This is a genomic window from Rahnella sp. JUb53 (assembly GCF_004346065.1).
In the GTDB taxonomy this organism is placed as follows: domain Bacteria; phylum Pseudomonadota; class Gammaproteobacteria; order Enterobacterales; family Enterobacteriaceae; genus Rahnella; species Rahnella variigena.
Genome location: NZ_SLYT01000002.1, coordinates 34,403 through 58,579 on the forward strand (window position 1 = coordinate 34,403; position 24,177 = coordinate 58,579).

At 49.2% G+C, this 24,177-nt stretch carries 21 protein-coding genes; 14 read left to right on the top strand and 7 right to left on the bottom strand.

What is annotated here, in order from left to right; translation table 11 throughout:
- The first annotated feature begins 101 nt into the window (after nucleotides 1–101).
- The 3 genes from ovoA to EC840_RS04710 all read left to right on the top strand — a co-directional run bounded on the left by ovoA (nucleotide 102) and on the right by EC840_RS04710 (nucleotide 4,687).
- On the top strand, nucleotides 102–2,243 hold the full coding sequence (ovoA, locus tag EC840_RS04700; protein ID WP_132964126.1) for a 5-histidylcysteine sulfoxide synthase: 2,142 nt from the start codon (nucleotides 102–104) through the stop codon (nucleotides 2,241–2,243).
- Between the two features lie 732 nt (nucleotides 2,244–2,975).
- Entirely contained in the window at nucleotides 2,976–3,731 is a 756-nt protein-coding gene (locus tag EC840_RS04705; protein WP_129640061.1) for an alpha/beta hydrolase, read from the top strand.
- A 134-nt stretch (nucleotides 3,732–3,865) separates the two neighbouring features.
- Complete coding sequence (locus EC840_RS04710; protein WP_129640060.1) at nucleotides 3,866–4,687, top strand: alpha/beta hydrolase; 822 nt, start codon at nucleotides 3,866–3,868, stop codon at nucleotides 4,685–4,687.
- Nucleotides 4,688–4,984: 297 nt separating this feature from the next.
- Here the strand turns inward: EC840_RS04710 and EC840_RS04715 are convergent, their stop codons facing one another.
- Nucleotides 4,985–5,152: a YhfL family protein gene (locus EC840_RS04715; RefSeq protein WP_112289511.1), complete on the bottom strand. Its 168-nt coding sequence runs from the start codon at nucleotides 5,150–5,152 to the stop codon at nucleotides 4,985–4,987.
- A gap of 506 nt (nucleotides 5,153–5,658) precedes the next feature.
- On the opposite strand from EC840_RS04715, the gene EC840_RS04720 reads away from it, so the two are divergent.
- The 4 genes from EC840_RS04720 (at nucleotide 5,659) to EC840_RS04735 (ending at nucleotide 9,186) form a co-directional block, all read left to right on the top strand.
- A complete protein-coding gene (locus tag EC840_RS04720; protein ID WP_243701017.1) occupies nucleotides 5,659–7,167 on the top strand; it encodes a tannase/feruloyl esterase family alpha/beta hydrolase in 1,509 nt (502 codons plus the stop codon).
- Between the two features lie 171 nt (nucleotides 7,168–7,338).
- Nucleotides 7,339–7,956 carry a TetR family transcriptional regulator gene (locus tag EC840_RS04725; RefSeq protein ID WP_132964128.1) on the top strand — a complete coding sequence of 206 codons (618 nt, stop codon included), beginning with the start codon at nucleotides 7,339–7,341 and terminating at the stop codon, nucleotides 7,954–7,956.
- Nucleotides 7,949–8,284 (top strand): SMR family transporter, encoded by a 336-nt coding sequence (locus EC840_RS04730; RefSeq protein WP_113878269.1) that lies wholly within the window; start codon nucleotides 7,949–7,951, stop codon nucleotides 8,282–8,284. Before EC840_RS04725 ends, EC840_RS04730 begins: the two co-directional genes overlap by 8 nt.
- A gap of 35 nt (nucleotides 8,285–8,319) precedes the next feature.
- A complete protein-coding gene (locus EC840_RS04735) occupies nucleotides 8,320–9,186 on the top strand; it encodes a helix-turn-helix domain-containing protein (RefSeq protein WP_120163806.1) in 867 nt (288 codons plus the stop codon).
- 80 nt (nucleotides 9,187–9,266) lie between these two features.
- On the opposite strand, the gene EC840_RS04740 is transcribed toward EC840_RS04735, so the two are convergent.
- Nucleotides 9,267–10,046, bottom strand: coding sequence for a (S)-acetoin forming diacetyl reductase (locus tag EC840_RS04740; RefSeq protein ID WP_129640057.1), 780 nt, complete (start codon nucleotides 10,044–10,046; stop codon nucleotides 9,267–9,269).
- Nucleotides 10,047–10,242: 196 nt separating this feature from the next.
- The gene (locus tag EC840_RS04745; protein WP_132964129.1) at nucleotides 10,243–11,721 is read right to left on the bottom strand and encodes a glucosyltransferase domain-containing protein; all 1,479 of its coding nucleotides are present in this window, start codon (nucleotides 11,719–11,721) and stop codon (nucleotides 10,243–10,245) included.
- A 158-nt stretch (nucleotides 11,722–11,879) separates the two neighbouring features.
- On the opposite strand from EC840_RS04745, the gene EC840_RS04750 reads away from it, so the two are divergent.
- The 4 genes from EC840_RS04750 to EC840_RS04765 all read left to right on the top strand — a co-directional run bounded on the left by EC840_RS04750 (nucleotide 11,880) and on the right by EC840_RS04765 (nucleotide 15,544).
- On the top strand, nucleotides 11,880–12,293 hold the full coding sequence (locus EC840_RS04750) for a hypothetical protein (RefSeq protein WP_132964130.1): 414 nt from the start codon (nucleotides 11,880–11,882) through the stop codon (nucleotides 12,291–12,293).
- A gap of 159 nt (nucleotides 12,294–12,452) precedes the next feature.
- Nucleotides 12,453–12,641, top strand: coding sequence for a hypothetical protein (locus EC840_RS04755; protein WP_129640055.1), 189 nt, complete (start codon nucleotides 12,453–12,455; stop codon nucleotides 12,639–12,641).
- Between the two features lie 605 nt (nucleotides 12,642–13,246).
- Nucleotides 13,247–14,383 carry a porin OmpC gene (gene ompC, locus EC840_RS04760; RefSeq protein WP_132964131.1) on the top strand — a complete coding sequence of 379 codons (1,137 nt, stop codon included), beginning with the start codon at nucleotides 13,247–13,249 and terminating at the stop codon, nucleotides 14,381–14,383.
- Between the two features lie 675 nt (nucleotides 14,384–15,058).
- Nucleotides 15,059–15,544: an Rrf2 family transcriptional regulator gene (locus EC840_RS04765; RefSeq protein ID WP_132964132.1), complete on the top strand. Its 486-nt coding sequence runs from the start codon at nucleotides 15,059–15,061 to the stop codon at nucleotides 15,542–15,544.
- An 87-nt stretch (nucleotides 15,545–15,631) separates the two neighbouring features.
- Here the strand turns inward: EC840_RS04765 and oqxB are convergent, their stop codons facing one another.
- Nucleotides 15,632–18,784: a multidrug efflux RND transporter permease subunit OqxB gene (oqxB, locus tag EC840_RS04770; RefSeq protein ID WP_112286682.1), complete on the bottom strand. Its 3,153-nt coding sequence runs from the start codon at nucleotides 18,782–18,784 to the stop codon at nucleotides 15,632–15,634.
- Nucleotides 18,785–18,800: 16 nt separating this feature from the next.
- Complete coding sequence (locus EC840_RS04775) at nucleotides 18,801–19,937, bottom strand: efflux RND transporter periplasmic adaptor subunit (protein ID WP_243701030.1); 1,137 nt, start codon at nucleotides 19,935–19,937, stop codon at nucleotides 18,801–18,803.
- A 444-nt stretch (nucleotides 19,938–20,381) separates the two neighbouring features.
- Here EC840_RS04775 and EC840_RS04780 point away from each other — a divergent pair, with 444 nt between their 5' ends.
- From EC840_RS04780 to EC840_RS04790, 3 genes are all read left to right on the top strand, one after another.
- Nucleotides 20,382–20,738, top strand: a complete 357-nt coding sequence (locus EC840_RS04780; RefSeq protein ID WP_112286681.1) for a helix-turn-helix domain-containing protein — start codon at nucleotides 20,382–20,384, stop codon at nucleotides 20,736–20,738.
- A 375-nt stretch (nucleotides 20,739–21,113) separates the two neighbouring features.
- Complete coding sequence (kduD, locus tag EC840_RS04785) at nucleotides 21,114–21,875, top strand: 2-dehydro-3-deoxy-D-gluconate 5-dehydrogenase KduD (RefSeq protein ID WP_113878278.1); 762 nt, start codon at nucleotides 21,114–21,116, stop codon at nucleotides 21,873–21,875.
- 68 nt (nucleotides 21,876–21,943) lie between these two features.
- Nucleotides 21,944–22,582 carry an RpiB/LacA/LacB family sugar-phosphate isomerase gene (locus tag EC840_RS04790; RefSeq protein WP_113878279.1) on the top strand — a complete coding sequence of 213 codons (639 nt, stop codon included), beginning with the start codon at nucleotides 21,944–21,946 and terminating at the stop codon, nucleotides 22,580–22,582.
- Between the two features lie 60 nt (nucleotides 22,583–22,642).
- Here the strand turns inward: EC840_RS04790 and EC840_RS04795 are convergent, their stop codons facing one another.
- Both EC840_RS04795 and EC840_RS04800 read right to left on the bottom strand, forming a co-directional pair.
- Nucleotides 22,643–22,963, bottom strand: a complete 321-nt coding sequence (locus EC840_RS04795; RefSeq protein ID WP_129640052.1) for a cupin domain-containing protein — start codon at nucleotides 22,961–22,963, stop codon at nucleotides 22,643–22,645.
- A gap of 3 nt (nucleotides 22,964–22,966) precedes the next feature.
- Nucleotides 22,967–24,148, bottom strand: a complete 1,182-nt coding sequence (locus EC840_RS04800; protein WP_132964133.1) for an oligogalacturonate lyase family protein — start codon at nucleotides 24,146–24,148, stop codon at nucleotides 22,967–22,969.
- Nucleotides 24,149–24,177: the final 29 nt, after the last annotated feature.

A 24,177-nucleotide genomic window follows, 5' to 3' on the forward strand; every position in this document is an offset into this window, starting at 1 on the left:
CGATTAACAGACCGGCCCGCACGCGCCGGAAATAAGCCGCTGATATCAGCTGCTACACTTGAGTATTGATTTGGCGTTGCCAGAGGACAGAGGAATTAATGATGCTTTCACAACCAGAGAACGCAAACAGCTTACCGGAACCGACGCAGACTATTTTACTAAGCACAGGAACGGCGGAACAAAAACGTCAGGAAATACGTGATTACTATATTCAGACCTGGGAACTGTATGAAAGCCTGTTTGATTGTCTGGCGGACGAACGTGCTTACTTCAACAAAGCGATTTCCCTGCGCCATCCGCTGATTTTCTATTTTGGTCATACCGCCACTTTTTATATCAACAAGCTCATGGCGGCAGGTTTAATTCCTGAGCGTATTGATTCCCACATCGAGGCGATGCTGGCGATTGGCGTGGACGAAATGAGCTGGGACGATCTCGATGATCAGAACTATAACTGGCCATCTGTCGCCAATTTACGGACATATCGCAACAAAGTTCGCGAAGAAGTGCTCGCCATTATCGATACGATGCCACTTAGTTTACCGATCGACTGGAACAGCCCGGCGTGGGTGATCCTGATGGGTATCGAGCATGAACGCATCCATCTTGAAACGTCCAGCGTACTGATCCGCCAGTTACCAGTGGAATGGGTTAAACCTCAGGCACACTGGCCTGCGTGTGAACTGGCAAGACATGACCGGAAAACGGTGCCTGAAAACGAAACAGTAGCCGTGAAAGGTGACGTTGTCACACTAGGTAAGCAGGACGACACGTACGGCTGGGACAACGAATACGGCACGTCAGAGCATAAAATCCAGGCATTTAGCGCCAGCAAAATGCTGGTGAGCAACGCCGAATTCTATACTTTCGTCGAGGCGGGCGGCTACCAGAACCCTGAGTGGTGGGATGAAGAAGGTGCAGGATGGCGTGAGTTTGCGCAGGCAGAAATGCCGACATTTTGGGTCGGTTCGCCGCGTGAATCTGAGCAACTGAAATTACGTCTGATGACTGAAGAAGTGCCGATGCCGTGGGACTGGCCTGCAGAAGTCAATCAGCTGGAAGCGGCGGCATTTTGTCGCTGGAAAGCAAAACAAACCGGCGAATCTGTTCAGTTGCCGACCGAAGCAGAATGGATGATTTTACGTAATCAGGTGCCTGGCGATCAGCCAGACTGGCAGACTGCGCCGGGTAATATCAATCTGGCCTGTTGGGCTTCTTCGTGTCCGGTAGATCATTTCGCACAGGGCGATTTTTACGATATTGTCGGGAACGTCTGGCAATGGGCATCAACCCCCATCAGCGGGTTTGATGGTTTCCGTGTGCATCCGTTATATGACGATTTTTCGACGCCGACTTTTGATGGTAAACACTCGATGATCAAAGGCGGAAGCTGGATTTCGACCGGTAACGAGGCATTGAAATCTTCCCGTTACGCGTTCCGGCGTCACTTCTTCCAGCATGCAGGTTTCCGATATGTGGTGTCCAGTCATCAGGAACTGATCACGGTGAATCCGTATGAAACCGATGGTTTAGTGGCTCAGTATCTGGATTTCCAGTACGGTCCGCGCCACTTTAACGTACCAAATTACGCCGAACAACTTGTTGATATAGCTGTAAAAAATGTCAGTCAGAAAGGCAGAGCGCTGGATATCGGCTGTGCGACCGGCCGCGCCAGTTTCGAGCTTGCACGTCATTTTGATGCCGTCGTGGGCATGGATTATTCCGCGCGGTTCATCGATGTCGCTCTGGCTTTGGCGAGAGGCGAAGCTTGTCGTTATGTGATCCCGGAAGAGGGTGATCTGGTCGATTATTGCCAGGCGACGCTGACAGAGGTAGGGATCAATGCGCAGCAGACAGAACGTGTCAGTTTTGTGCAGGGTGATGCGTGCAATCTTAAACCGCAGGCTGAATTGTATGATTTGGTTCTGGCGGCAAACCTGATTGACCGTCTGCGTGAACCGGCGCGGTTCCTGAAAGACATCACACCAATGATTCGCTCAGGCGGATTGCTGATGCTGTCATCGCCGTATACCTGGCTTGAAGAATTCACCCCAAAAGAGAACTGGGTAGGGGGTTTCCGTGAGAACGGTGAAGCAGTGACTACCCATCAGGCATTGCGCCGCCTTCTGGCCAGTGATTTTGAGGAAATTCAGCAGCCACAAGATGTGCCATTCGTTATCCGGGAAACTGCAAGAAAATTCCAACATACCGTCGCGCAGTTGACGATATGGCGTAAACGATAAGACGCTTTTGAGAACTCAGGCGGTCGCTATGCGACCGCTTTTTCATGTCTTCGGAGATGATATTGGCAAGAACTGGTGTTCATTCTCTGACAGACCGATAGTAAAAATGAAGCTGAATTAGTCACTGTTGTTGATGTTTGAAACAAATAGGATGTTGTAACTAAATCCATGAATTAAACTATTTACCCTTCAACCAACAGCGGGCTCGCGTCACATTAGCTTTGAAAGCAGCCGCTCTGGTTCAGCGCCGCCGTCAGACTGTCGAAGGTTGGCGATCCGCTGGACCACAAAGTAGAATCGGGCCAACGGCTGTGTGAAAAAGAGTGGGTATCTTCGCGAACTCTCGCGCTTTGGTGTTCGTGAATTCACAAATACTCAGGCAGCTTGGGCAAGGAAAGCCGACTAAGTGCATCATAGATACGTGAACAAACGCAGTTGAACAAGCATTAAAATTAGTGGGTTATCTCATCGTGACAGGTAACCGCAATGAGAAGGTGCCTGCGAAGGTAAGATGAAAAAGTTTTATTAATTACCTGTAGACGACTGGTCTAATAGCTGTTAGCTTACACACATGGCACGGCGACTACGCAACAGAGCACAACAGCCGTTCCGGTATAAAGAAACAGCACGCAGAATTGGCCAGAATAGCAGGTACGGGTAAATTTTTTATTTAAGAGATAACTAGACGACCGGTCTAATTCAACAATCAATTTTAAATACAGGAAATTAATCATGTTTAAAAAATCATTGACTACTCTGGCTTTAAGCCTGGTTCTGTCAGTTTATGCTCAGTCTTCAATGGCGGCGCCGGTTAAAAACATCGTTTTGGTACACGGTGCTTTTGTGGATGGTTCAGGTTGGGATCCAGTGGCCCGCATCCTGAATAAAGCAGGCTATAAAGTGTCGATTGTTCAGGAGCCTCAAACCTCGCTGGCTGATGATGTCGCGGCGACTCGACGCGTTCTGGCGTTACAAAGTGGTAAATCATTGCTGGTTGGCCATAGCTACGCCGGAATGATCATCAGTGACGCGGGAAATGATCCCTCTGTTGCCGGCCTGGTTTACATCGCAGCGTTTCAGCCGGAGCAAGGTGAGTCATTGCTGAGTTTGGCGAAAAAATATCCGCCAGCCGCTCAGTCTATTACTGAAACGCCAGATCACTTCCTTTATATCAAACCGGAAAATTTCCACGCGGACTTTGCTGCTGACTTGCCAGTCAAAGAAACAAATCTGTTGGCGCAATCTCAACTCATGCCTGCAGTAGCAGCATTTAGTGCCCCGGCAGGCGTTCCGGCATGGAAAACGAAGCCAAGCTGGGCCGTAGTGGCGACGCAGGATCGTGCTATTAATCCAGAACTGGAGCGCTTTATGGCAAAACGCGCACACAGCACCGTTACTGAATTGAAAGGCAACCATGCCATTTACGCATCGCAACCGGAGAAAATTGCGACCCTGATCGAGAAAGCGGCACAAAGTTTATCTCAGTAAACATCAGTGAAATGCTTTCCTGGCCAGCCATTATTGAATGATTGCCAAGTGTAAAAAGCAAACATACGAAAAAAACACTTCAACATCAAATGCGCCGCCCATGAGGCGTCGCCAACAGAAAAGAGAATAAAGTGATGAAAACTATTCAGGTGAAAGACGGTTCTAAGATTGCATATAAAGACTTTGGCAAGGGACAAACCATTCTTTTCTCCCACGGCTGGCCATTATCAAGTGATGCATGGGACGCGCAAATGTTGTTCTTCGGTCAGCAGGGGTTCCGTGTAATAGCTCACGATCGCCGCAGCCATGGCAACTCAAGTCAGACGTGGGAAGGCAATGATATGGATACCTACGCTGAAGATTTATCATCACTCATCGAACAGTTAGATCTCAACGATGTTGTTCTGGTTGGACACTCTACTGGCGGTGGTGAAGTCGCACGCTATATCGGTACGTATGGCTCGGCACGCGTCAGCAAAGCAGTACTTATCGGCGCAGTACCTCCGGTTATGCTGCAAAGCGAGAACAATCCTGGCGGTCTGCCTATGGAAGTGTTTGATGGCATCCGTGCTGCGGTCGAAAAAGACCGTTCACAGTTCTACAAGGATTTGACCACGCCGTTTTTCAACTACAATCGTTCGTCAGAGACGCCTTCTGATGGTGTGAGAGAAAGCTTCTGGCTTCAGGGAATGAAGGGGGGGATTAAAGGTCAATATGACTGTATTAAACAGTTCTCTGAGGTTGATTTCACTGATGACCTTAAGAAAATCGATGTGCCAACCCTGATCATGCATGGTGATGATGATCAGATCGTTCCGCTGGCCGACTCTGCCATTCTGTCCGCGCAACTCGTCAAAGATTCGCAGCTCAAGGTCTATGCAGGATTTGGCCACGGGATGACAATCACCCAAGCCGGGACGATTAATGAAGACCTGCTGCGATTCATTGAAGAGTAATACGATGTGGAGAAATCTACAAATAAGCTCTAGTAAAATGGAATGTTTATAACTTGCCTGCAGACGACTGGTCTACGTTTAGATTGTTAATCTAAAATTCAGGAAGTTTATTATGAAAATTGTCATGAATTAAGAAGTTTGGTACATAACTGTTGACGAAGATTAGCGGCAACGCTCTATAAGGCAGAGGGTACCAGCGGTGTCTGCTGAACGTTTTAAGAAATTATTAAGAAACAAGCGTGTTATTATATAAATGCCGGGCATCATCACCCGGCATATTTTACACTGAAAATAACATTATTTATCAGTCGGACCACAACCACCGATCATTTTAGAAATTGAAATGGCAGGGTGAAGTAAGTACATGTAATCACAGTTCTTTTCTTTATTATAAACGCTACCAGTACAACCCGAAAGCGTTGAGACCACAGCAGCGAGAACAAACAACTTGACTAAAGACTTCATGTAAAATTCCTTTTCAAAAAAGTTGATTAATATTAATCGCACTCGCAACCAGGCGAGCGGCAGCAATATACCTTTAATTACCAATGAGAGACAAATTAAAAATTAGTTTTATTTCATTCATCATGCCAATATTAAATACACACGCAGCCATATCATTCATTAAAATGATAACTCACAGTGGATATATTATTTTAATTACAGAGCACCTGGCATATACACATAAAAAACAGTTCTAATCATAAATAATGAGGCTATTACACCTGAGTTCATTTGTTTGCGTGATGAGATGTGTGTGCCATATCCAACATGTCGTGAGTGACTATTTCCTCCACGGAGGGCTGTTTTCGCAGATCATTTAATGACAAACTGCCACTTTTACGCAATGGGATGATAGCTGTCTGATGAATGCGCGTTTTTATACTTTTTGTTTTGCGTTGTTCTTCGCTAATTTGTTCTCAGCAAATGTAGCCGAAGCGTCCCCGGCAGGTATAACCCAGTCGCAATGCGTGGCCCTAAAAAACTCCCGCATCGATGCTGCCAAAATAGGTTTGCCAACCCGCGGCGCGCTGGTGACCAATGTTGCGATGGCCGGTCATCCCGGTAATCAGCACTGCAAACTCGAAGGACTGATTAAACCCATTGATGCGACAGCACCTGATATTAATTTTCAGCTTTACCTGCCCCTCATATGGAATGGTAAAGCCCTGCAACTCGGCGGCAGCGGATTCGACGGTGCCGTTAAGGATGCCGATACTGCCCGGCTGGCGCCAGCCGCTACACCCGGCGCGCTGAAACAAGGTTACGCGACTTTTGGCAGCGATTCCGGGCATCAGGGCGGCGTCTCCGATGCGTCTTTTGCTCTCAACCAGGAAGCCTGGGATAATTTTGCCGGTGCTCAGATTAAGAAAACCCACGATGTCGCGGTCGCACTCATCACACAAGCTTACGGTAAAAAACCCTCGCGCCTGTATTTTCAGGGCAATTCTCAGGGTGGACACGAAGCACTTGCTGCAATTCAGCGCTTCCCGCTCGACTATGACGGCGCGATCGCCATTCATCCGGTTTACAACGTCGTCGAATTGCACATGGCGGGTATCCGTATCGGGCAGGCAATTTACAACACGCCGGGTGCGTGGATTTCACCAGCAAAAGCCGCGCTGATTGCCAACGCCGTGACCGGTGCCTGCGATAAACTGGACGGTCTGGCCGACGGCGTGGTCGCCAATCCTGATGCCTGTAGTGCGACATTTAAAATTGCGCATCTGCGTTGTCCGCAGGGCAAAGATACCGGGTCAAATTGTCTTTCAGACACGCAAATAGCGCTGATCGACCTGCTGAATAAGCCCGTACAACTTGGCATAAAACTGCCTACCGGCGATCATTTTGCGCCCTGGCCGATATTACGCGGTGCTGACGCTTCCGCGCTGGTCAGCGTATTTGGCTCCGGCGCAGACAAGCCGAAACCCGAAGCCACAAATATCATTATTTCCTTTCCTTATATGATGGGCGATCAGGCTGTTCGTTATGAAATCATGCGTAATGCGGATTACGACTCTCTGAAATTCGACCCGGCCTCACATCAGCCGCGCCTCAAAGAGCTGGCTGCGCAGGTCGATAACGACGATGCGAACCTCAGCGCCTTTGTACAGCACGGGGGTAAGTTGCTGCTGATGCACGGTACCGCAGACATGGCAGTACCACCGGGGAATACCGTAGCGTATTACGAAAAATTGAAAGCGGAATTCGGCGAGAAAGAGCTCCGTCAGTTTGCACGCTTCTACCTGGCACCCGGCTTTACCCACAGCAGCGGAACTTTTCGTGCGAGCTGGGATTCACTCGGCACGCTGGATAAGTGGGTCGATCATGGGATCCCACCCGGGCAGCAAGTTATGATTGATGTCAACAAACCGACGGCAGGACGTGAAATGCCCTTATGTGATTACCCGTTGTATCCGAAATATAACGGGCAGGGTGATATCAGGTCAGCGTCGAGTTTTGTGTGTACTGATCAGTAAGTGGCCTGAAACGTCAGGCTGCTGTCATTTGCGGCGAGTACAATTTTCACAGAGATTGCAAGTCATTTACCTATATAAAATCACAGGTGAATGAACGTTCTCAAAAAATCTTGAACATCCGTCCAAGTCTTGGCATTATCCTCATCTGCCTACTCTGCTTCGGATTTTTCAGTGGTCTACCTGTGTAAAGAAGCCCGTCGCAATACTATTCTGGAAGCTGCTGCGCGAATTGCCCGCCGTGAAGGACTGGCCGCGACCACCGTTCGTCGTGTCGCGCAAGAAGCCGGTGCGGCAACCGGTCAGGTTCATCATCATTTTTCCAGCGCCGCTCAGTTGCGGGCTCAGGCCTATACGCAGGTGATGAAAATCCTCAAAGCCCAGCTGGAAGAAAAGTCTCTGACTCTGACAGCCCGCGAACGGCTGAACCTGTTGCTGGTTGATCCGCAAGACGCAGAATCTCTGATGGCGATCCCTCTCTGGCATGAAGCCATGTTGCTGACCGAACAGGAACCGCTGATGAAGGCTGCATTCGCACTTTCAGTGTCTGACTGGCATCAGCTGGTGTCTGATGCCATCAGCTTTGGCAGACAGAAAGGGGAGTTTGTGCAGGGCGAATCGCCGGAGCATATTTCCTGGCGCCTGATTGGCCTGAGCAGCAGCATGGATGCCATGTCGCGACTGGAAACTCTCGGACTGAGCCCGACCTGCGCGCAATACAACCTCGGCCGCGCCATTGAAAATGAGCTGTATGCTCATAACTCTTGCAGTAAGGAAACGACAGATGTTTAAAACATATTTGCTTCTCGGACTGGCTATTGTGGCGGAAGTCATCGCGACCAGCAGTCTGAAAAGCTCGGAAGGATTCACCCGTTTATGGCCAAGCGTCGTTACATTGCTGGGCTATACGATTGCCATCTTCTTATTATCTCTGACTCTGAAAACCCTGCCGACCGGTATTGCTTATGCCATCTGGTCCGGCGTCGGTATTGTTCTGGTCTCTGCGATTGGTTGGTTTGGTTACGGACAAAAGCTGGATACGCCGGCGATTATTGGCCTGGGGCTGATCATCGCGGGCGTCATCGTAGTGAACGTGTTTTCAAAATCTGTTGCGCACTAAGCCGCGCAACTTTATAGCTGCACAGGGAGTTCATTTTGCAGAGCGAACAAAAACCTGATTTTCACGATGACCTGATCAAAGAGTTACTCTACTGGATCGAAGTCAACTTAAGTGACCGTCTGACCATGGAAAAAGCCTCGAAAAAAACCGGCTATTCTCCGTGGTATCTTCAGCGTTTGTTTAAAAGTAAAACGGGTTACGCACTGGGCAAATACATCCGTGACCGCCGTCTGACCATGGCGGCGATCGCGTTACGTCTTACCAATATGCCGATCCTCGATATTTCGTTGTATTACTCTTATGACTCGCAGCAAACATTCACCCGTTCATTCAAAAAGAACTTTGCAGAAACACCGGGGATGTACCGCCGCAATGCGTCATGGACAATGAACGGGATCACCGCACCGCTGACCGTCGATGAGTTTCCTCAACCGAAATATGAAATTGTCGATTTGCCCGAAATGGCGTTCGAAGGGGAAACCGTCGTCCATTCGTATCCGATAGAAGCTTTGTTCAACAGTAAAAACCACGTTCATCGTGCCGAATTGCTGCGCTATCTGGAAACGCCGGAATCCCTGCTGGCACCGGTTTGGGGACTTTCAGATTGCCGCCCTGATACTCACGACGAAGTCGCCAATGCCCTGCAGATGGAATACACCGTAGCGCATCAGGTAAAACTCAGTGACAGCCACACCATCCTGGTTCCGGCCAGCCGTTATCTGAAGATCAATTATCCTTACGATCTCAGCCGGTTGAATGATTTTATCCTGTATCTGTATTCAGTATTTTTACCGACGCTGGGTCTGGAGTTCATCATGCAGCCCGACCTTGAAAAGTATTCCCGCGAATCAGCACTGAACGGTGTGACCTGCGAATATTACATTCCACTGGCCCAGCTCTGAGCGGGTTTGCAGGGGACAGGGAAGAGTTATGCTTATAAAAAAGCCTCCCGAAACGAGAGGCTGGGCAGGCGGGAAGGGGATCAGTTAAAGACCATACCGCCGTCAATCAGCAGTGACTGACCGGTCATGTAATCTGAATCCGGGCCAGCAAGATATGAAACACAGGCAGCCACATCTTCAGGTTCTGATAGACGTTTGAGCGTGATGTTTTTTGCAAACTCCTGCGTACCATAACCCGCCGGTTTTCCTGCAGCAGCAGAAACCTGACGGTCAATTTCTTCCCACATCGGTGTTTTGACGATCCCCGGACAGTACGCATTCACGGTAATCCCCAGATATGCCAGATCGCGCGCAGCAGTTTGCGTCAGGCCACGTACCGCAAATTTACTCGAGCTGTAAATCGCCAGTTCAGGATTGCCTACATGTCCGGCCTGCGAACAAGCATTGATGATTTTACCGCCATGCCCGGCAGCTTTGAATGCTTTCACCGCCGCCTGAATCCCCCAAATCACACCTTTCACATTGATATTATAAACTTTGTCTACAATTTCAGGCGTGATGTCTTCGATGAGGGTTGTCGGCGCAATACCGGCGTTATTGACGATAACGTCAAATCCACCAAGTTGTTTCGTCGCAGCCTCTACCGCAGCAAAAACTTGTTCGCGGTCTGACACATCGGCAAGCAGGGCAACCGAGTTGCCACCAGCATGGTTGATTTCCTCAGCGACTTTTTTCGCCGTGTCTGCGTTATAATCCACGACAGCGACGGCAAAACCATCCTTCGCCAGACGCAGCGCAATTGCCCGGCCAATCCCCTGACCACCACCTGTTACTAAAGCCACTTTTCCATTTTTAGACATACCACTATCCTCTATGTATTCGGTATCTTTTCAGGTGCTGCGCGCAAGGCACGGTCTGACCGACCCGATCGCCTTACGTGAGCTACTTACTGGTTTACGCCTGAGTGCCGGGATGTGCAATTGTTAGCCACGGTCATTAACTTATAGAATTCAAATAATTGAAAGTTGCAAATCCACACTCAGATAAAAATAACTTTTATTGCTGGCAATTTGTCCGGTTAAAATCGACAACAATGACATTATCAAGTTTCCACATTATGTAGTCCTGATTCCTGGAAAAAATTACCGAATGACAAATGTAACGATTTACGTCCGTATTTATACCCGTTTCAGGAGAAGCCCAGTGCTGATTCAGGCCATTCATCATCATATTCCCCACAGGCCAATACCAGTTACTAAAGTAATCAGGTATTAACACGGAGAGCACGGGGTAATTAACCATCGCATTATTGTAAACAGGGGAATGCGCAGACTGACCACTGTAAATGAAATAGACCGAGTTATAGTCCAGATCACGAGTATCTGTTTTTATCTGGCGTACAAGATCATCATTAAACTTAGCTTGCTCACGAAGCGAATTCCCGTAGGTGTAAACCAGAATTAACGACTGAAGCACAGGAATAATCAGTAACCAGTTCATAGATTTTAAACGCTGAGGAAGAGCATAGTTAAAAAGCAACGCGGTCAGTAACATGTAACCACTCAAACCAGCAAGCGAACGTGGTGTAAGCAACGAATTTTTTAATAACAACAGACTTCCCGGAATGAGCAGTACTGCTACACACGGAGCAATTATAGCCCCAAAACAAACTAAAAGTGAGAGTGAACCTTTATGAAGACGCAGATAGCGCAATGAAATTACCAATGCAGAGATCATTGCAATCAAACAAATAATCATCAGGAAATGCACGCCTCCCTGATGTTTTGCCAAAGTAGAGTTAACGAAATTAAGATAGCTGTTCAGATTATTAATAATGGTGACAGAAATATTATTTGTTGCGATCGTAGGGTGATTAGCAACGTCCTGTCCTGAAAATGTAGCCGGTAAAATAACTTTCAGATATAGCAGCGTTCCTACAAAAAACTCAGCTATACGTCTGGCCAGTGATTTCAGAATTAATGTTGGTTCGCACCTTTCATGTAAATTGCGGATGAAATCGGCAATAATCATAAACACTGCAATATTAATCATGGTCTGATAGAGGCAGTAGATTGCAACGATGATTCCGGTCCCCAGTATAAAACGCAACCAGCGACGACCAGAATCTGTCCGGCAGCAATAAATCAAACTTAAACTAAGTGCAGAGCCAAGGGTCAGAACATCAAAGCGGTATGAGAAAATTTCGAGCAAATACGGATTGCAGAAAACCGTCATTGATACGAGTGACACAGTACTCAGAGAACGACCAGCCAGGAAATGGTGAGAGAATTGCGTTAGGCTGGCAGCAAGAATGAGTACGGTAGCGATTAAAGGCAGAGGGAAGATATCCGATATATGGGAACTCAGAAAAAGTGCCTTTATCACTATATCCGCCAGAGGCCTGCCATCTGGCCCCCAGTTCGTATAGCCGAGCGCAGCTCGCCCGTTATCATCTATGTAATAAATGTTAGCCAACAGCAAAGGCAGAACAAAAAGAGAAATGCTTAAAAGCAACGAGCGGAAAGGAGGCTTCATCAACTTGACCGTTTTTTCAATGTAATGGGGATAGTAGGCGAAGTTTACCTTCTCTTATGAGTGAGTAACAGATTGGTTTTAAGAAGGTTCAGGTTGAACTCATGACGGATAGCAATCTTGTTTTCCCGTCATACAGTACACACCTTGAGGATAAACAAATGACCGACAACGATGTTATTGCTTTTCGCGAGCGTCTGACCACGCTTGTACGCACATTACAAATTGCCCCACAGGTTGCGGAGAATCAGGTGCTCGACCGGATGGCGTTAAGCTTTAGGAAATTGCTTAACTTTTTTGCAGAAGATGATGCACGCACCCAACAGGCCTTTTTGTTACCTCCTCAGGCACAGGAAACGCAAAGATTATTGTGTGATCTGATGGCTGTAAATCTTGCAGTCAGTCAGGAGGATAAGCTGTTTCGTGACGATATTTCCGCCGTGCTGTTGGCACAATGTTTTACCGGTATTCTGATGCAACTGGCACAAACTCCAGGGGATCCGCAAACGCGTCATCAGAACAGTCTGGCGTGTGCGAAGCTGTTCTGCGAGGGTGTGTGGCTGGGGAAGTTATAGTCCAAAACTTCATAAAGAAAGCATAAATCGTTGGTTCTGTTTGCAGGAAGAAAAAGGTTAACTGAGGTCATTCCAGCAGAAGATACTGTCTGCTACGAGTCTGTAAAGCTTGTTGCATAAAAGCTTTAAACAGAAAGCCGTGAATAACCGGAGGCCTTTATGTCAACGACCGCACAAACTGCTGAACACCGCTCCTTATGGCAGCGCATTACTCAACGTAAGCCGCGCCACCAGACTGAAGAAATGGCGCAGGACACGTCGCGTCTGCTGGAAAGTTTTCTGGCAACCGGTTGTCTGTACGGTATTGATGTAGGGAACAGTGATCCGGCCTGGTTTCGCCGCCCCTGACCGCTATATACGTTTAATGCGCTTCAGCTACTGGAACGAGCTGTGCGATTAACCTGAGTTTCTCCTGATAGTGCTTGCTGTACCCTTAATAACCGGTGTTGCCCTTGTGCCTGGCACAGTGTCAGCCTCCGTTATGAAGGTTGTTGTGGAAAGTCTCTCTGACCTCGTCGTAGAAATTTTAGTTCTCTCTCAATTGTTGAGCCCATAACTTTCGCCGGTTATGGGTTTTTTTATGCAAAAAAAAACCCCGCAGTCAGGCGGGGTAAATTGTAAAGCCGCTAAGGGGGACACGGCGCGATCTATTAAGTTAAAACCAAGGAAGGGTAAATCGAATTCCAGTGATGATGCCGGAACTCGTAAATTAAATTATCACACTACATTGCCTTACTATAAATATAAATTTTGCATATATTTTAGCACATACATTCACGGAATATATCAAAACAGCCTAATGAAATAATTAGCAATAAATAATAAAACCAAAAGAGATAATTTATCTACTGAGCAACGGAACTCTGTAGGTAGTATTAACACGAGCTTAGACTCATTGATAATGTATATATAATAAATTCAAGTATTCAATTAAATGATAAAGGAATGACATCATGAAATTAAAAGCATTGGCGATTATTATCCCGGCATTACTGGTTGCAGGCGCAGCTCATTCAGCAGAAATCTATAACAAAGAAGGCAACAAATTAGATCTGTACGGTAAGGTTGATGGTTTGCATTATTTTTCTGACGATGCTGGCGCAGACGGCGATCAGACTTATGTCCGTGTCGGTTTTAAAGGTGAAACACAAATCAATGATCTGCTGACTGGTTACGGCCAGTGGGAATACAACATTCAGGCCGATAATTCTGAAGGCAGTACCGGAACATCAGGTAATGCGACCCGTCTGGGATTCGCGGGTCTGAAATTTGGTGAGTATGGTTCCTTTGACTATGGTCGTAACTACGGTGTCGTATACGACGTTGAATCCTGGACCGATATGCTGCCTGAGTTTGGTGGTGATACTTACACCACTGCAGACAACTTCATGGTAGGTCGTACCAACGGCGTGGCAACCTACCGTAACACTGACTTCTTCGGCGAAGTGAAAGGCTGGGACTTTGCTCTGCAGTATCAGGGCGCAAACGACGGTGATATCACAGGAGAAGGCACCAATAACCGTGGTGGTCGTTCCATGCGTCAGCAAAATGGCGATGGCTTCGGCATCTCTACTTCCTATGATTTCGGCATGGGTGTGAGTGCAGCAGCAGCTTATGCTTCTTCAGACCGTACTAACGACCAGGTAAATCTTACAACAGCAGACGGCGATAAAGCTGACGTATGGACTGCAGGTCTGAAATACGATGCTAATGGTCTCTATCTGGCTACTATGTATTCCGAAACCCGTAATATGACGGGTTACGGTGATCGTGATGATACGATTGCAAACAAAACCCAGAACTTTGAAGTGACGGCACAATACCAGTTCGATTTCGGTCTGCGTCCTTCTATTGCTTACCTGCAATCCAAAGGCAAGGATCTGAACTCAGATATTCATCTGAACTCAGACTGGAATGATAAAGACCTGGTTAAATATGTTGAAATCGGCACGTCTTATTATTTCAACAAAAATATGTCTACCTATGTTGATTATAAAATCAACCTGCTGGATAACGATGATGACTTCTACAAAGCAGCCGGTATTTCTACCGATGATATCGTAGCAGTCGGCCTGGTATACCAGTTCTGATGCTCGTGATTTAATATAGCTGTGATTTAAATCGCAAATATCAATATTAAAAGCCCATCTTCGGATGGGCTTTTTTTGGCATTACTAATTTTCATGAACAGTTTGTTAATATTATATTGATAAGTTTAATCGTAAAAGCACTCTTCTGTTTCCCCTTTATCCGCGCAATCCTTTTCACTCGATGCAGTCAGCTTGTTATAGACAAAGCCCAAGAATAACCAGAGCAACAAAAATAATCCCGCCATACACCAGAACATTCAGTAAGTACCTCATCGTCGTTCCCTGTCAAACAAAGTGTCTGCATAGTCATGGCAAAGACCTTAAACTTCAAATGGGTACTGACGATCGGTTTTCCGCCATTGATCGTTTTAACCGATCGATGAACGTCATGTTATATTTTGGTTAAGTATCTCGTGCTGTATTCGTCTAAAAACTCCACAAATGCTTGCCTGATCCTACTGAGTTTTCTTACAAGCGCTTGAATTTAAAGAGGTGAAAAGGGGATTTTGACGGGGCTATTTATTAAGCGATTTGTGCTCTACATGATTGAAATGTATTGATAAATTGCGTGTACAACGGCGTGTCTTTTTGTTATATTATTGACCAGATCACGGACAGGGTAATTCCTCTGTGATAGGGTGCTTAACCTAAGACTTGGTTTCTCAGGACAATGACATGTTAGATTATCGCTTTCCGACAGCTATGCAGATGGTGTTTTGTATCGCTCAGTCTCAAAAGGCTGAACAGCGCTGCACCAGTGCGATTTTAGCAACGGGTCTGGAAGCCAACTCCAGTTTTATCCGCAAACTGATGGTGCCGCTGACGCAGCACGGCATTATTGTTTCCACTCTCGGTCGCACCGGCTCGATCACCTTGGGTCGTCCGGCGGAAGAAATCACACTTCGTGATATTTATTGCGCGGTGATAGAAGACAAGCGCCTGTGGGCCGCACGTCCTGACGTTCCTGCCCGTTGTGTTGTCAGCGCCAATGCTTGTACGTATTTCAAAAATATCGTTAACGAAGCAGAAGAGGCCTCCTTCCAGGTTCTGGCGCGCCACACGGTCGCAGATGCTCTGGCGGAATTCGAGCGTGGTGGCAAATACAAATGCACCAAGGACTTAGCTGCTGAATACTCAGTAGGTTCGGTCTGCTCTAAATAGCGTTCAACGTTTCCTTCCGTGAAACCTTAAAAAAGCACATAAAAAAGCCGGGATATTCTCCCGGCTTTTTGCATTCTGATTTTCAGATCAGGCAGTTTGTGTTTCCACGACGACTTTCTTACGCGTCACCAGCTTACGCAGCGCCACATAGAATACCGGCGTCAGGAACAGCCCGAACAGCGTTACGCCCAGCATACCGGAGAACACGGTAATCCCCGTCACTCCGCGTACTTCCGCTCCGGCACCGTGTCCCAGGATCAGCGGTATGGTCCCTGCGATGAACGCAATTGACGTCATCACGATAGGTCGCAGACGCAGACGACATGCTTCCAGAGCCGATTCAATTATCCCTTTGCCCTGCATTTCCAGCTCACGGGCAAATTCGACGATAAGAATCGCGTTTTTACAGGCAAGTCCCATCAGCACCACCAGCCCGACCTGCACGAACACGTTGTTATCGCCACCGGTCAGCCAGACACCGAACAGCGCAGACAGCATGGTCATCGGAACAATCAGAATGACCGCAAGCGGCAGCGTCCAGCTTTCATACAAGGCCGCCAGTACCAGGAACGCCAGCAATACCGACATCGGGAATACGATCAGCGCCGCGTTACCTTGTGTCGACTGCTGATAGCTCAGGTCAGTCCATTCGATATTCATCCCGTTCGGCAGCAGATTTTTAGACATTGCAGTCAGCTCCGTCATCGCCTGCGCAGAAGACAGCACGCGCGGATCAGCATCGCCAATCAGGTCTGCCGCCGGGTAACCGTTATAGCGTATTACCGGATCAGGCCCGTACGTGGTGGTGATATTCAGCATGCTGCCAATCGGCACCATCTCGCCTTTATCGTTACGTGTGCGCAAATTGGCGATATCTTCCACGCTGTCACGGAACTGGCCATCGGCCTGCGCCATGACTTTCCAGGTACGACCAAAACGGTTGAAGTCATTGATATACGACGACCCGAGATAAACCTGCAACGTACTGAACAGGTCATCAAGGGACACGCCCTGAGCTTTGGCCTTATCGCGGTCGATATGCGCATCCAGTTGAGGCACGTTAGCCTGATAAGAGGAAATCGGATAACCCATGCCAGGCGTCTGCATAATGGCACCGGACATGGTATTGATCGCCGTCTGCAACGCACCGTATCCCAGCCCTGCACGATCCTGCACATACAGGGAATAACCCGAACCCTGACCCAATCCGAGAATTGGCGGTGGCATAATCGAGAAGGCAAATCCTTCCTGAATCTGCGAGATTTTGGCATTAATTTCCGCGTTGATCTCCGCCGCCGTGCGGGTACGTTCGCTCAGGGGTTTAAGGGCGAAGAACACCGTGCCGGTATTTGGCGTATTGGTGAACTGCAACGCATTCAGTCCCGGGAAAGCGACCGCATCAATCACCCCGTCGGTACTCAGTCCCATGGCACTGATTTTGCGGATCACCGCATCAGTGCGCGACAGCGAAGCCCCTTCAGGCATCTTCACACCAGCGATCAGATACAGTTTATCCTGCGTCGGAATAAAGCCGCCCGGCACCGCTTTGAACATAAATGCCGCACCGCATAACAGCAGAACGTAAACACCAAATACAGCACCACGACGCCCGAGCGTTTTCGACACCGCACTCTGATAACGATGAGAACTGGCATTAAAGAAACGGTTGAACGGACGGAAAATCCAGCCGAAAAGACGGTCGATCAAACGAGAAGGCAAGTCTTTCGGCGCGCCATGCGGTTTGAGCAACAGTGCAGCCAGCGCGGGGGAGAGCGTCAGCGAGTTAATGGCGGAAATCACGGTAGAAATCGCGATAGTCACTGCAAACTGCTTGTAGAACTGACCGGTCACGCCGGACAGAAACGCCATCGGCACAAACACCGCACACAGCACCAGCGCAATCGCAATGATCGGCCCGGAAACTTCCCGCATTGCCTGATGCGCGGCCTCTCTCGGGGCGAGTCCTTCCTCGATATTTCGCTCGACGTTTTCCACCACCACAATGGCGTCATCAACGACTATCCCTATCGCCAGTACCAGCCCGAACAGGCTTAACGTATTGAGCGAGAATCCCAGTAAATACAGAATACTGAATGTCCCGATGACTGAAATCGGCACTGCCAGTAACGGAATGATCGACGCACGCCAGGTTTGCAGGAACAGGATAACCACCAGCACTACCAGTACCACGGCTTCGAGCAGCGTATGAACAACGGCACTGATCGAATCGCGCACAAACACCGTCGGGTCGTACGGCGCACGCCAGGTCATGCCCTCCGGGAAGCGGGTCGACAGTTCAGTCATCTTGGCACGCACCGCGTCCGACAAATCAATGGCGTTAGCGCCCGGCGACTGGAAGATACCAATACCCACGGCATCTTTATTATTCAGCTGGGAACGAAGCGCATAACTGCCGGAACCCATTTCGATACGCGCGACATCCCGCAGACGAACAATTTCACCATTATCACCACTTTTCAGGATGATTTTGCCGAACTCGTCTTCGTCTTTAAGCCGTCCCTGTGCATTGATGGACAGCAGATAATCGCTGTCTTTTGGCATCGGCTCTGCACCAAGCTGACCGGCTGAAACCTGCACGTTCTGCTCCTGCATGGCTTTCACCACATCAGAAGCCGTCAGGCCACGGGCCGCAACTTTGTTCGGATCCAGCCAGACGCGCATGGCATATTCACCCGCACCAAAAATCTGGATTTGCCCGACACCCGGCAACCGCGCCAGCTCATCTTTCACTTTCAGCGTGGCATAGTTGCTCAGATACAGGGAATCATATTTGCCGGAAGGGGACACCAGATGCACCACCAGCGTTAAGGTTGGCGATTGCTTCTGAGTGGTCACCCCCTGACGGCGGACATCTTCCGGCAGACGCGCTTCCGCCTGCGCCACACGGTTTTGCACCTGAACCTGCGCCTGATCCGGATCGGTACCCGGACGGAAAGTGACGGTCGTGACCAGCACGCCATCCGAACCGGCGACAGATTTCATGTACACCATGTTTTCCACGCCGTTAATGGCTTCTTCCAGCGGCGTCGCCACGGTTTCAGCAATCACTTTCGGGTTGGCACCCGGATATTCGGCGCGTACCTGCACGCTTGGCGGAACGACGTTAGGATATTCACTGACCGGCAGCAGAGGGATCGCAATAGCCCCGGTGACCAAAATCAAAATCGACAAAACAGCCGCAAAAATAGGCCGGTCGATGAAAAAACGGGAAAAGTCCATGAGTCAGGATTCTCTTTTATTGAACGGCAGCAGGGAAAGGCGCGGCAACATTGGCGGCCATGCTGACGGTTTTGGCATTCACCGGCATTCCCGGCATAAAGACTTTTTGCACGCCATCAATGATGACGCGATCACCGGCTTCCAGACCTTTTTGCACAATCCGCAATCCGCCGGACATCCTGCCGACTTCCACATCGCGACGCTGGGCTTTACCGTCTTTATCGACCACATACACAAACTTGCGGTCCTGATCGGTCAGCACGGCTTTATCATCCACCAGCATGGCGCTGAACTGCGCGCTGCCCGGCATCTGAACGCGGGCAAATAATCCCGGCGTAAAAGTACGGTCGCGGTTATCGAGCAGGGCACGCATACGGATGGTGCCGGTGCCGGAATTGAGCTGGTTATCGGTGAAATCCACCACACCCTGATGCGGATAACCGTCTTCACCGACTAAGCCCACGTGAACTGGCAGACGATTTTGCGGGTTATCATTGAATTTTCCGTCGCGGGCCAGCGCCTGATAACGCAGGAAAGTGCCTTCATCTACGTCGAAATAGACATAAACGGTATCGAGCGAAACCAGCGTGGTCAGCACACTGGCGCTGTCACCGGCGGTCACCAGATTTCCTGAAGTGATCATCGCGCGGCTGGCGCGGCCATCAATGGGGGAAGTTACGCGGGTGAAATCAAGATTAAGCTGCGCCATATCCAGCTGTGCCTGAGCGGCCAGCACATCTGACTGCGCCTGAGAGGCTGCGGAACGGCGCTGCTCGGCGATTTCTTTTGATACCGCCTGGGTGCCCATCAGCGCTTCGGTACGCGCCGATTCACTTCTCGCCAGACCGGCCTGATTACGCGCACGGACCAGTTCTGCCTGAGCCTGTTCCTGTGCGGCGCGGTAAGTGCGGTCATCAATGGTGAATAACACCTGACCTTTTTTCACTTCCTGACCTTCCTGATAATTCACCTTATCGATGTAACCGGACACCCGCGGGCGCAGTTGCACACTTTGTACCGCTTCCACGCGTCCGTTAAACGCATCCCACTGGCTTATAGATTTAATCAAAACATCTGCGGCACTGACCTGCGGGGCAGGTGGAGCCGAATTTTGTGCCACGCTGTTATCACACCCGGCAAGCAGGGCAACCATCAGCGCGATCCCTGAAAGGCGCAACGTCAAATGCGAACCACCGGAGCGGCCGCGTGCAACAACCTGTGATTTTTGCAGGTTAATCATTATTTTTATTTCCAGTGAGTAAGTACTGCCAGGCAATACACGGCCTGTCCGCCGGGTAACGTCCTTTGCCTGATCTGACTTTTTTGGGACTTGTGCCGTTCATCAGCACAATAATGTATCAAATACTGATACAATTGATTCGAGGGGATTGTAGGGATGCGCCTACTAAAGTGCAAGAATTACTGTTACACTTTCTGTGCTGTTTTACAGAATGTTTACTTCGGGGTGTGTGACTATCCGGTAATGGCAAATTAAATGCAATAGTAAAACTTGCATTTAAACGAAAACTAGGTCAGTTTATAAAAAGACGAGTCGCCCTCGGGGCGCACAAACAAAAAAATAAGCAGGAGATTGCCCATGAGAACCGAGGATTTCATTCACGACCTGATCGACTGGATCGATCACAATCTGGAAGAGCGACTGGATATTAAAACCGTTGCCAAACGTGCAGGCTATTCGCGCTGGTATCTCCAGCGGATGTTCAAAGAGCACACCGGGTTACCGATGGGCGAATTCATTCGTGAGAAAAAACTGAAGAAATCTGCCGATATGCTGGCCAGCAGCGGTGAGCCGATTGTCAGCGTGGCGATTTCGCTGGGTTTTGACTCCCAACAATCTTTCACCCGTAGCTTCAAACGTCAGTTCGGTCAGACGCCTGGTGACTGGCGCCGCGGTCTGAATATGTCTGCGGAATGTCAGGGCTGCCTGCACTGATTCTTCTCTCCACTTACTCCCGGTAAGTGTGTACCGCTGGCCCGGCTTCCTGCCGGGCAGTGAACTCTGTTTATCTCTTAGATCGTCATCTCTCTCAGTTATCCCCACCATGTTTTCCGTCGTACTTTTCTGTGATTTTCACCTCACTTTATGATGAACATATCAGGCATCCGCGCAGCGGTATTTCTCAGGACGTGATCAACCCAACAAAAAACGACATCAAAGTTCAGCTAAATTGAAATGATGTTTCATTTTGTTGAGTTGAGTGAATTTTCTCGCTAAACTCCTTTCATGACTCTGGAGCCGGGCACAGCCCGACAACCAAAAATCCTACGGAAAAGCGCATTCGCCTCCGTTTTATGAAAAGGAAACATCATGATTCTGGATAATTTTTCTCTGAAAGGAAAAGTCGCGGTCGTCACCGGCTGTGATACCGGTTTGGGGCAAGGTATGGCCATTGGCCTTGCTGAAGCAGGGTGTGACATTATCGGCATCAATATTGTCGAACCTACTGAAACCATCGAACGTGTCGGCGCGACAGGGCGTCGTTTCCTGAGCCTGACAGCCGATCTTAGCGATACTAAAGTGATCCCGGCGCTGCTCGAACGTGCGGTGGCGGAAATGGGCCATATCGACATTCTGGTCAATAATGCCGGCATTATTCGCCGTGAAGACGCCATTGAGTTCAGCGAAAAGAACTGGGATGACGTCATGAACCTGAACATCAAATCTGTCTTCTTCATGTCACAAGCGGTGGCAAAACAATTCATCGCGCAGGGCACCGGCGGCAAAATCATTAACATTGCATCGATGCTTTCTTATCAGGGCGGCATTCGCGTCCCTTCCTACACCGCATCGAAAAGTGCCGTGATGGGCGTCACCCGTCTGCTGGCGAACGAATGGGCGAAACACAATATCAATGTGAATGCCATTGCACCGGGCTACATGGCCACCAACAACACCCAGCAACTTCGTGCCGATGAAGCGCGCAGCGAAGAAATCCTGGGGCGTATTCCTGCAGGTCGCTGGGGTTTGCCATCTGATCTGATGGGACCGGTTGTTTTCCTGTCTTCTCCGGCATCCGACTATATTAATGGCTACACGATTGCCGTTGACGGCGGCTGGCTGGCTCGTTAATTACGCCAATTATTGCTCAATAATCACCGACAGCGGCGGGTCACACCGCTGCCCAAAGAGGAAATCTCATGAAAATTGCATTGATGATGGAAAACAGTCAGGCCGCTAAAAACGCGATTATCCTGAAAGAACTGAACGCAGTGGCATCTGAGAAAGAATATCCGGTGTACAACGTGGGCATGTCTGATGAGCAGGATCACCACCTGACTTACATCCATCTGGGCATCATGGCCAGCATTTTACTCAACTCCAAAGCGGTTGATTTTGTCGTGGCTGGCTGCGGCACCGGACAGGGCGCGCTGATGTCACTGAACATTCATCCGGGCGTTAATTGCGGTTACTGTATTGATCCGGCGGATGCTTTCCTGTTCGCGCAAATCAATAATGGCAACGCATTGTCACTGCCATTCGCCAAAGGTTTTGGCTGGGGCGCAGAACTCAACGTGCGTTTCATTTTCGAGAAAGCCTTTACCGGCGTGAAAGGCCAGGGTTATCCGGCTGACCGTAAAGAACCTCAGGTACGCAACGCCGGTATTCTGAACCAGGTGAAAGCCGCGGTAGTGAAAGAAAACTATCTCGATACGCTGCGTGCCATCGATCCTGAACTGGTGAAAACCGCCGTGACCGGTGAACGTTTCCAGAAATGTTTCTTCGAGAACTGTCAGAACAAAGAGATCGAAACCTTCGTGCGTGAAATCCTCGCGTAAGATTTCGTTTTCTTGATGACAAAAAAAACCGGTGCCCATGTGGCACCGGTTTTTTATGGGTTACAGAAAATCCTGTCGTTGCGGTGTGAAGGTATCGAGGAGTACCCCTTTCTCCAGACACACGCAGCCGTGCATGATGTACGGTTTTTTGTATAACGTGTCGCCCGCGGTCACTTCGTGAGTTTCCTCGCCGATAGTGAATTTGAAGCGACCGGAAAGCACGTACGTCAGTTGCTCATGCACATGGTTATGCATCGGCCCGACTGCGCCTTCCTCAAAATACACTTCGACGGCCATCATGCTGCCGTTATGTGCCAGAACGCGACGGCTTACACCGTCACCTAAATCCTGTAAGGGGATCTCTTTTTTAAATACAAACATCGGTTAGTCCTTTCTTAACGAGCTGAGCAGGGCATCCGGAATTTCTGCCAGATACAGCGCCGGCAGGCCTTCGTGATCGGTGGTAAAGAGCACGTGACGATCGTCCGGCGAGAAAGAAGGGTGAGGATGCGTCACCTGACGGTCGCCATCCAGCACACGCCATGAACTGTTATGGGCGGCAAGCGGGGCATACTGACGGGTACGGGCGTCGAAAATATACAGCCATGGATCGTTTTCAATCGTATGGCTGGCGGTATCTTTCACATCAACCGGCGTGCCGGAACCGTCGCCGACCAGCAGCGTTCCGTTTTCATTACTCATCAGATGCGAACACGCAGGCATGGTCATCAGGCAAATATCTTCGCCGGTTTGCGGATCAAAACGGCGGATATGGCGGTCGTGCTGGCCTTTCAGATAAGACACATACATCAGCGCGGAGCCGTCCGGTACCCAGAATTCGTGCGTACAGCTTTCACCCGGTGCATGTTCCTTCACCTTGCGCACATTGCTGCCATCCTCATTCACCAGCCACATGCGGGCATCCACCAGATCGTGCGGGCCTTCATGACAGAATGCGACGGTATGGTCGTCAAAGGGACGATAAATCGGATGCCCGAGCCATTCATTCTTTTCATGTATCACGCGGGACTTGCCGTTGATGAGATCGACACGCAACAGGCGGCAGCGGGGATTACTATGATAAAACTCCTGGAAGATTTTCCAGTCAGACAGCGGCGTCCAGTCTTTACGACTGATTTCAATGCCCACCAGACTGGTGCATTCACTGTTCGCGACCCAGGTGCCGTATCCAACCCAATCTTCCGGCACGGTATAAACGGTTTTTTCGCTGAAATCGTCCAGTTTTACGCACTGCAAACTGCGCTCATTTTTCACGTAATACAGATATTGATCGTCGGGTGACAGGAAGCCACCGAAGGTATTGTCACCTTTGCCTTCCGTCAGCTGAACCGCCTTTTGGGTCTGCAGATCCAGCAGATAATAATTGCGGTTGCCATCAAACTCACCGGCAAACAGCAGCCTGCCGCCGTCGCGGGTAAAGCATTTCTGATAGAAATAGTTGCGATGGCAAAGCACATCGGGCGGGGTCAGACGCGTCAGACGCGCGCCGGTCTGTGCGTCCTGAACCGTGTGAAAATTGAATTGAATCTGAGAACCTTTCGCCATGATTCACCTCATAAGTGGCAATAAAATCA

Bases quoted from the DNA above. Each gene is read 5' to 3' on its own strand.
- EC840_RS04790 (WP_113878279.1), top strand. From the start codon at position 21,944: ATGAAAATTGCATTGATGATGGAAAACAGTCAGGCCGCTAAAAACGCG.
- EC840_RS04755 (WP_129640055.1), top strand. From the start codon at position 12,453: ATGTCAACGACCGCACAAACTGCTGAACACCGCTCCTTATGGCAGCGC.
- EC840_RS04775 (WP_243701030.1), bottom strand. From the start codon at position 19,937: ATGGTTGCCCTGCTTGCCGGGTGTGATAACAGCGTGGCACAAAATTCG.
- kduD (WP_113878278.1), top strand. From the start codon at position 21,114: ATGATTCTGGATAATTTTTCTCTGAAAGGAAAAGTCGCGGTCGTCACC.
- ovoA (WP_132964126.1), top strand. From the start codon at position 102: ATGCTTTCACAACCAGAGAACGCAAACAGCTTACCGGAACCGACGCAG.
- EC840_RS04740 (WP_129640057.1), bottom strand. From the start codon at position 10,046: ATGTCTAAAAATGGAAAAGTGGCTTTAGTAACAGGTGGTGGTCAGGGG.
- EC840_RS04750 (WP_132964130.1), top strand. From the start codon at position 11,880: ATGACCGACAACGATGTTATTGCTTTTCGCGAGCGTCTGACCACGCTT.
- EC840_RS04705 (WP_129640061.1), top strand. From the start codon at position 2,976: ATGTTTAAAAAATCATTGACTACTCTGGCTTTAAGCCTGGTTCTGTCA.
- EC840_RS04730 (WP_113878269.1), top strand. From the start codon at position 7,949: ATGTTTAAAACATATTTGCTTCTCGGACTGGCTATTGTGGCGGAAGTC.
- EC840_RS04780 (WP_112286681.1), top strand. From the start codon at position 20,382: ATGAGAACCGAGGATTTCATTCACGACCTGATCGACTGGATCGATCAC.
- EC840_RS04715 (WP_112289511.1), bottom strand. From the start codon at position 5,152: ATGAAGTCTTTAGTCAAGTTGTTTGTTCTCGCTGCTGTGGTCTCAACG.
- EC840_RS04745 (WP_132964129.1), bottom strand. From the start codon at position 11,721: ATGAAGCCTCCTTTCCGCTCGTTGCTTTTAAGCATTTCTCTTTTTGTT.
- oqxB (WP_112286682.1), bottom strand. From the start codon at position 18,784: ATGGACTTTTCCCGTTTTTTCATCGACCGGCCTATTTTTGCGGCTGTT.
- EC840_RS04765 (WP_132964132.1), top strand. From the start codon at position 15,059: ATGTTAGATTATCGCTTTCCGACAGCTATGCAGATGGTGTTTTGTATC.
- EC840_RS04710 (WP_129640060.1), top strand. From the start codon at position 3,866: ATGAAAACTATTCAGGTGAAAGACGGTTCTAAGATTGCATATAAAGAC.
- EC840_RS04795 (WP_129640052.1), bottom strand. From the start codon at position 22,963: ATGTTTGTATTTAAAAAAGAGATCCCCTTACAGGATTTAGGTGACGGT.
- EC840_RS04800 (WP_132964133.1), bottom strand. From the start codon at position 24,148: ATGGCGAAAGGTTCTCAGATTCAATTCAATTTTCACACGGTTCAGGAC.
- ompC (WP_132964131.1), top strand. From the start codon at position 13,247: ATGAAATTAAAAGCATTGGCGATTATTATCCCGGCATTACTGGTTGCA.